At 49.5% G+C, this 6,665-nt stretch carries 7 protein-coding genes and 1 other RNA gene (1 of these 8 only partly in view); 1 reads left to right on the top strand and 7 read right to left on the bottom strand.

Features of this window, described 5'->3' with window-relative positions:
• The 7 genes from recR to NYR52_RS00470 form a co-directional block, all read right to left on the bottom strand.
• Window positions 1-298 carry the start of a recombination mediator RecR gene (recR, locus tag NYR52_RS00500; RefSeq protein WP_022735706.1) on the bottom strand. The gene continues 299 nt to the left of window position 1, outside the view, so the window shows 298 of its 597 coding nt (coding positions 1-298); its start codon is at window positions 296-298; its stop codon lies off the left edge, out of view.
• Window positions 299-320: 22 nt separating this feature from the next.
• Window positions 321-635, bottom strand: coding sequence for a YbaB/EbfC family nucleoid-associated protein (locus tag NYR52_RS00495; RefSeq protein ID WP_132222068.1), 315 nt, complete (start codon window positions 633-635; stop codon window positions 321-323).
• Between the two features lie 22 nt (window positions 636-657).
• Window positions 658-2,352 (bottom strand): DNA polymerase III subunit gamma/tau, encoded by a 1,695-nt coding sequence (dnaX, locus tag NYR52_RS00490; RefSeq protein WP_132222066.1) that lies wholly within the window; start codon window positions 2,350-2,352, stop codon window positions 658-660.
• A 207-nt stretch (window positions 2,353-2,559) separates the two neighbouring features.
• Window positions 2,560-3,693 carry a two-component system sensor histidine kinase NtrB gene (locus NYR52_RS00485; RefSeq protein WP_132221986.1) on the bottom strand — a complete coding sequence of 378 codons (1,134 nt, stop codon included), beginning with the start codon at window positions 3,691-3,693 and terminating at the stop codon, window positions 2,560-2,562.
• Between the two features lie 393 nt (window positions 3,694-4,086).
• Window positions 4,087-4,353, bottom strand: an RNA gene (gene ffs, locus NYR52_RS00480) — signal recognition particle sRNA large type.
• A 182-nt stretch (window positions 4,354-4,535) separates the two neighbouring features.
• Window positions 4,536-4,823, bottom strand: coding sequence for a hypothetical protein (locus NYR52_RS00475; RefSeq protein ID WP_022735712.1), 288 nt, complete (start codon window positions 4,821-4,823; stop codon window positions 4,536-4,538).
• Between the two features lie 128 nt (window positions 4,824-4,951).
• On the bottom strand, window positions 4,952-6,259 hold the full coding sequence (locus tag NYR52_RS00470) for an ArsB/NhaD family transporter (protein WP_259436100.1): 1,308 nt from the start codon (window positions 6,257-6,259) through the stop codon (window positions 4,952-4,954).
• A 257-nt stretch (window positions 6,260-6,516) separates the two neighbouring features.
• On the opposite strand from NYR52_RS00470, the gene NYR52_RS00465 reads away from it, so the two are divergent.
• A complete protein-coding gene (locus NYR52_RS00465; protein ID WP_259436099.1) occupies window positions 6,517-6,651 on the top strand; it encodes a hypothetical protein in 135 nt (44 codons plus the stop codon).
• The last annotated feature ends 14 nt before the right edge of the window (window positions 6,652-6,665 follow it).

Raw genomic sequence — 6,665 nt, 5'->3', positions numbered from 1 at the left:
ACTCACGCGTGCGTTCCATCGCCATCAAATCTTTGGTGTCCTGAACCACGCAAATAACCGACCGATCCCGCTGTTTATCCGAACATATATAGCATGGGTCATGATCAGTAATATTTCCGCAGACCGAACAAGTATGCAGATCGCGTTTGGCCCGAACCAAGGCTTTGGCCAAATCCAACACGTCATCCTCTTCCATCGTCAATACGTAAAACGCCAATCTCTGCGCTGTTTTGGGGCCAATCCCCGGCAACCGCATGAATCCTTCGATCAGTTTTGATATTGGTTCAGGCACATACAACGTTCGCCACCCCTAGCTTTTACTAAAACAGTCCGGGAATGTTCATTCCACCAGTAAACTTACCCAGATCTTTCGCCAACAACTCGTCAGCTTGCTTCATCGCATCATTAAAAGCGGCCGTAATCAGATCTTGCAACATTTCCACGTCATCGGGATCAACCACTTCCGGCGCGATTTCAATCCCCCGCAACTGTTTGTGCCCGTTCACAGTCACTTTGACCACACCGCCGCCTGCAGTGCCGGTAACTTCTTTGTGCTCCAGTTCTTGTTGCGCTTTAGCCATTTCCTGTTGCATTTTTTTTACTTGTTTCATCATTTGATTCATGTTGTTTCGCATCATAAGGACTGTTCCTCCCACACTAGTTTTGGTCAATTACCTTTACCAATCGCTCACCAAACAAGTCGATGGCCTTCTTAATAATATCATCTTCTCCGCCGGATTCCGCAGATTCATTCGGCTGTGTTTCCCGTTGTTTGCCATGGCGGGCCACAAATTCCTGCCATTCCGGCATCATGATGGTTTTCAACCGCATTGGCGTTCCAAACACTTGCGCCATTACCTGCTGAATCAAATCTTTGTGCTTATTTTCCACCGTCTCGCAATGGATCTTGCTACGGAAAGCCAACACAACCGTGTCTTTTGTCGCCCCCACTACTTCGCCGTCCACCAGCCAGGCATGCACCATGATTTTCTCTTCTTTGACCCGGTACAACACTTCCGGCCAAGCGCGCTTAATTTCTTTCAGTTTCTCAGAAGACAGCAAAGTGACCCACTGTTCGGTCAGAGCAGTCAACCGCGGTTGGCTTTTGGCCGCGGCAGCAGGTTTGGGATGTGCTGCCGGAGCTGGCGTTGCCCGTTCAACGGGTGCGGGGGGAACCGTTTGCAACGTGCGCAAGGCTTGCTCCAACTCACGAATCCGTTCTTCCAATTGGGCAAGTGGAGCCGAAGCAACCGCTTTCTGCTCCTGCCTACCCGTATCGCTGAGGCGAAGCATCGCCATTTCCAGCACAACCCGGGGATGTGCGACCCATTTCATCTGCTGCTGGTAATGGAGCAACAAATCCAACATCTGCGTCAAACGGTCTATGGACAACTGTTGGCCCAAACGGGGAAGCAAATCACTGTATCCCAGGCTTGATTTGACAACATCCAACTGCGGTGCCGTTTTAAACAGCATGACATCCCGAACCGCCTGAATCAAATCCTGAATCAGCTTCTCCGGCTCCATCCCGCCCGTGACGGCTTCATCCAACGCCTTCAGCGCTTCCGAAACGGAGCCGTCTACCACTGCTTGGAGCATGCGCAACATGATTTCTTTGGAAACGGCTCCTGTCACAGCCAAAACAGCTTGTTCGTCCAGCCGGTTTTCAGCAAAAGCCAGGGCCTGATCCAATAAGCTCAAGGCATCGCGCATGCCGCCGTCCGCCGCTCGCGCCACTGCGTACAGGGCTGTGTCGTCATAGGACACTCCCATCGACTCACAGATTACTTTCATATGGGCGACAATCAGCTCAAAAGAAATGCGGCGGAAAGAGAAACGCTGGCAACGGGAAATGATCGTCGGAGGGAGTTTGTGCGGTTCCGTCGTAGCTAAAATGAAAATGACGTGCGCTGGAGGTTCTTCCAATGTCTTCAACAAGGCATTGAACGCCTCTGTCGTCAACATATGAACCTCGTCGATGATGTACACCTTGTAACGAACTTCCGTTGGGGCATATTTCACTTTATCCCGCAATTCGCGGATTTCTTCCACTCCACGGTTGGAAGCGGCGTCGATCTCCACCACGTCCATCATCGCGCCCTCGGTGATCCGCTTGCACGCCTCGCACTCATTGCACGGTTCAGGTGCTGGGCCGTGCACACAGTTAACCGCTTTAGCCAAAATCCTAGCGGCACTGGTCTTCCCTGTCCCCCGTGGGCCATTGAAGAGGTAAGCATGCGAAAGATGCTTTTCCTTCAAAGCGTTTTTCAGCGTTTTTGTCACATGTTCTTGCCCAACCAAGTCTTCAAAACGTTGCGATCTCCATACCCGATATAATGCCCGATAGGACACACCCAACACTCCAGCCTTCCCCATGTGGGGCAAAATCTGATGATCCTTTTTATCATACTACACCGATTCTCTTTTTTCCAAAAGACAAGGCATCTTCGGAAAAACAAAAACCCACCGTCAAGTGGGTTCAGTCATCAACCGTAACAGCAGGATAGGAAGGGGTCACCAGCACGCCAGCATTGGTCGTGCTTCTGACAGAATCACAGATCAAGCCAGAGGCAAATAAAAGCGCATCGTCGTGCCTGACTCGTTGGAATCCGGCTCGATCGTCCCGCCCAACTCCATCAGGATTTGCCTGCAAATGGGCAGCCCCAACCCCGTGCCATTCTCTTTCGTGGTAAAAAAAGGCTCAAATATCTTCTCTTGTACCTCTTCGGGAATCCCCGGCCCCGAATCGATGATCTCCACACGCAATTGCCGTTCCTCTGCCATCGTAGCCAAACGGATGCTTAGCTTTCCACCCCGTTTCATCGCTTCGATGGCGTTTTTGCTCAAATTAAGAAAAACCTGCTTTAGCATCTCTCCGTCGGCGATGACAACAGGAAGAGCAGAGACGCTTTTTTCAAAAGAAACATCTATATTATGCAATAAGGCCTCATTTTTAATGATGGGCAATATCTCTCTCAAGACTTTGATCACATTCACAGCCCGCAAATCCGTTTGGCGGGGTTTGCTCAAGAGCAGGATCTCACCGACGAGATTGCTGATCCGCCCAATCTCTTTCAGCATGATATCGATATAGCCGCATTCTTTGCCTTGGCCGCTATCTTTTAACTTATGCCGGATCACTTGCAGAAATCCTTTAATGGCGGTCAAGGGATTGCGAATCTCGTGAGCCGTACCGGCCGCGATTTGCCCAATGGTGGCCAAACGGCTGTTGCGCCGAACTTGCAATTCCAACAATCGGAGTGCGGTCACATCTTCAATCACCAGCATATAGCCAGCCAACCGTTGCTCATAATCTTTGAGCGCTTGCATACGCAACGTAAAGTACCGCTCCTCCCCTTCATCATGCCACACCCAGTCCATCTCCTGTCCGTCCCAGGCTGAGTACACGAATGAAGTCAATTGCTCCTTTTCTTGTGCCTGCAAGCCCAACTGGGCAACCAATTCCTCAAATGATCGATAAACCACCCGCGCCCGATCCAATCTCAACAGCTTGGCGGCCGCAGGATTGAGTTCCAACACTTGGCTGCATTCATCCAGCACAATCACCCCAAGATGAATGTTCGCCATCATCTGGGCGGCCATGCGCTCAACCGTTATCATCGGATAAAAAGTAAGGTACTGGCAAGATGGATCAGCATGGTCTGTTAAAGATTTCATGTTCATATTAATCATAATCGCACCGCCACATCGTCGCTTCCCTTCTTCTCTTGAACTTCTTCCTACGTGAACACGGTTCTCTCGAAAGATTTCGCCTCGGACCAGCTACTTAGCATGGTCGCCGCCGATCCCAACGGATGCGCAACGTTCCGACAAGGGAAGGTTCCCCGCTCTCCATGAAAATCAGAAAAACAGGACGAGCCCCGATCGGCACGAGTCACCTCCATTTGGCTGACACTTTTTATGTTGGAACTTTTTTGTCTAAATTGTGATATTTTTTAATTCGCCATTTTCCACTTTCTTCCTTCAAAAAAATCAGTCTTTTTTGCCTTTTGCCGAAGAAGGGTGGAAAGCGCAAAAAAGCCCAAGCTCCAAAATGGAACTTGGACTTATCGTCATCTTATGTAGCCGCGCACCTATCCTTGACGCACCCAGCCCGAGCGGGCACTGGATCATCAGCTCAAACCAGGCACCCCTACGGCACACGAGGATTCTCCCTTAGTGCTGCTTCCGTCAGGACCTGACACGGTTCGGAAGGCCTCGTTGCGTAGGACCCAATTATCAACACTGATCATCCAGACCAGACCTCGCACAAGATGCGCCTCAGATAGGAATTCAACCCCGTTAAGGCGGATTACGGGTTACAGGGCACCGCCAGCTCCCCATCTAGCGCGGTGTTTCTATCATAACACAAGGTACCTTGCCATCGCAACGGGTGGATATATTTTACTGAAATACGATGAATATATAATCCAAGTATATAGAATCAATCTTGATTGCACTATTTTTCTTTGCAATCACTATTAGAACGTTCTGATGCATCAAGTTGGTGGGTTGAAGTGACGAAAAACCCTTTTTTAACCCCGGATGCTAATCCACTTGGTGGCCAATCGGATTGCCTCGAACTGGATCGCTTGATCGCTGTTCGAAAGCGTGAGACCTTCTCGGTCGACACACGGCTGGCATGCCCATCGTTCTTTTTCTGACGCGGCCACAATCCGGATCTCCCACGGCTTCACATTTTTATTGCAAAATTCGCAACGAGCTTGCGTATTTTCCGCATACTCTTCCATATCGAGTCGCCCTTTAAATTGAGCATGGTACTGCTTGGCCTGTTCCCGAACACGTGCTTTGCGCTCTTCCATTGTTCTTATCCTCCCTTGAGCCGCCGAAGGACTGTGCCGGCGCCGAATTTTCCTGTATTCGTGCATTTTACCACAACTTGCCCAGGTACGGGATTTCCGTTTGCGAACGAATTAAAACCGGTTTTGGCTTATTGAAAATGGATCAGGTAACGCAAATAGATATACAGATGCGAAATGGCCAAGGAAAGCAACATGATCGGCATACCCATTTTCATAAACTGCCAGAAGCTGAAACCGTGTTTTTCCCTAGCGGCAAGGCCCGCCACCACCACGTTGGCGGAAGCGCCGATAATCGTTCCGTTCCCACCAAGGCAAGCACCCAGGGACAAAGACCACCACAAGGCGTCAGCTTGCCGACCGTCGATGGCAAATCCAAGACCTGCAATCATATCTTGTATAAGCGGAATCATCGTAGCCACAAAAGGAATGTTGTCAACAAAAGCGGAAGCAATGCCAGATACCCATAAAATCAACACCGAGGCAACCGACACATCTCCGCCAGTCACTCGCAAGAGTTCGGTAGCCAATAACTTGATCACACCCACTTCTTGCAAGCTTCCCACCAGCACAAACAATCCAGCGAAGAAGAAGATGGTGGGCCATTCCACGTATTCAAACACCTTTTCTACATCTTCATCTTTCACACTGATCAGCAACAACAGCGTGGCACCAGTCATAGCCACCACAGCCGCCTCGATGTGAATGACCGAGTGAAGCACAAACCCCAAAATGGTCAAGCCCAGCACGATCAGGGATTTGATCAACAACTTCTGATCCGTGATGTAAGCCTTCTCATCCAATTTCATCAACTCAGTCACCATCGCTTGATCTACCTTCATCCGGCGACGGTAAATCAGGTACACCAGCAACAGCACCACCGCCATGATCACGATCACGACCGGCGCCAAGTTCAACAGAAAATCATTGAAGGTCAGATGCTTGTTGGCAGAGCCGATAATGATGTTGGGCGGATCACCGATCAACGTAGCGGTACCCCCAATATTGGACGCAACCGCTTCCATGATTAAAAAGGGAATCACATCCACTTTCAGCATGCGAGTGATGGAGAACGTCACCGGAACAATCAACAGCACGGTGGTCACATTGTCCAAAAAGGCTGACAATAGCGCCGTAAGTGCCGACAGCATAATCATGATGCGCACCGGATTGCCTCCAGACAGCTTAGCGGTTTTCACGGCGAGATATTGGAATATCCCCGTTTTATTGATAATCCCCACTAAGATCATCATCCCGATCAAAAGGATGATCGTCTCCCAGTCGATGTACTCGTGAAACGCTTTTTCCGTGTCCAAGATCCCCAACACAATGACGGCAGAAGCACCAAGCAAGGCCACAACAGCCCGATTCAATTTTTCAGTGATAATAAATGCATAAACAATTAAAAAGACCGTAACCGCTATCACCGCTGGGCTCATATCGTTTCTCTCCCCCTCTTGTTCATACTAATAGGGAGCCCAGGCCGAAGGGCTCCCTATTAGTATGGTTTCATTTCTTTTCCTATTATACTAGGACAGCCTAACGCCGTAAATTATCACCGTTCACTGGTAGCGTAATATCCGTCATACGCCGCCTGCTTCTTTTCGCTTATTTTTAAATATTCTCCTCTTCTCTCGCCCTACTGATCACCTATAATAGAAGTGTATCAAATTCCAACGATGAAGGAGCCGACAAGATGAGCTTATTTGAACCGTTCGATGTTGAAATTGAAGTGGATGAGAACGAGTTGGAAATTGAAATCGGCGGTGTCGAAGTGGAGTTGGAACTAAACGAAGACGGCCTCGAGCTCGAAGTAGAATTTGATGATTAAAGACAAAAAACGGC

This window comes from Laceyella sacchari (assembly GCF_024927925.1).
GTDB lineage: Bacteria > Bacillota > Bacilli > Thermoactinomycetales > Thermoactinomycetaceae > Laceyella > Laceyella sacchari.
This window is presented reverse-complemented; position numbering and strand designations above follow the sequence as displayed.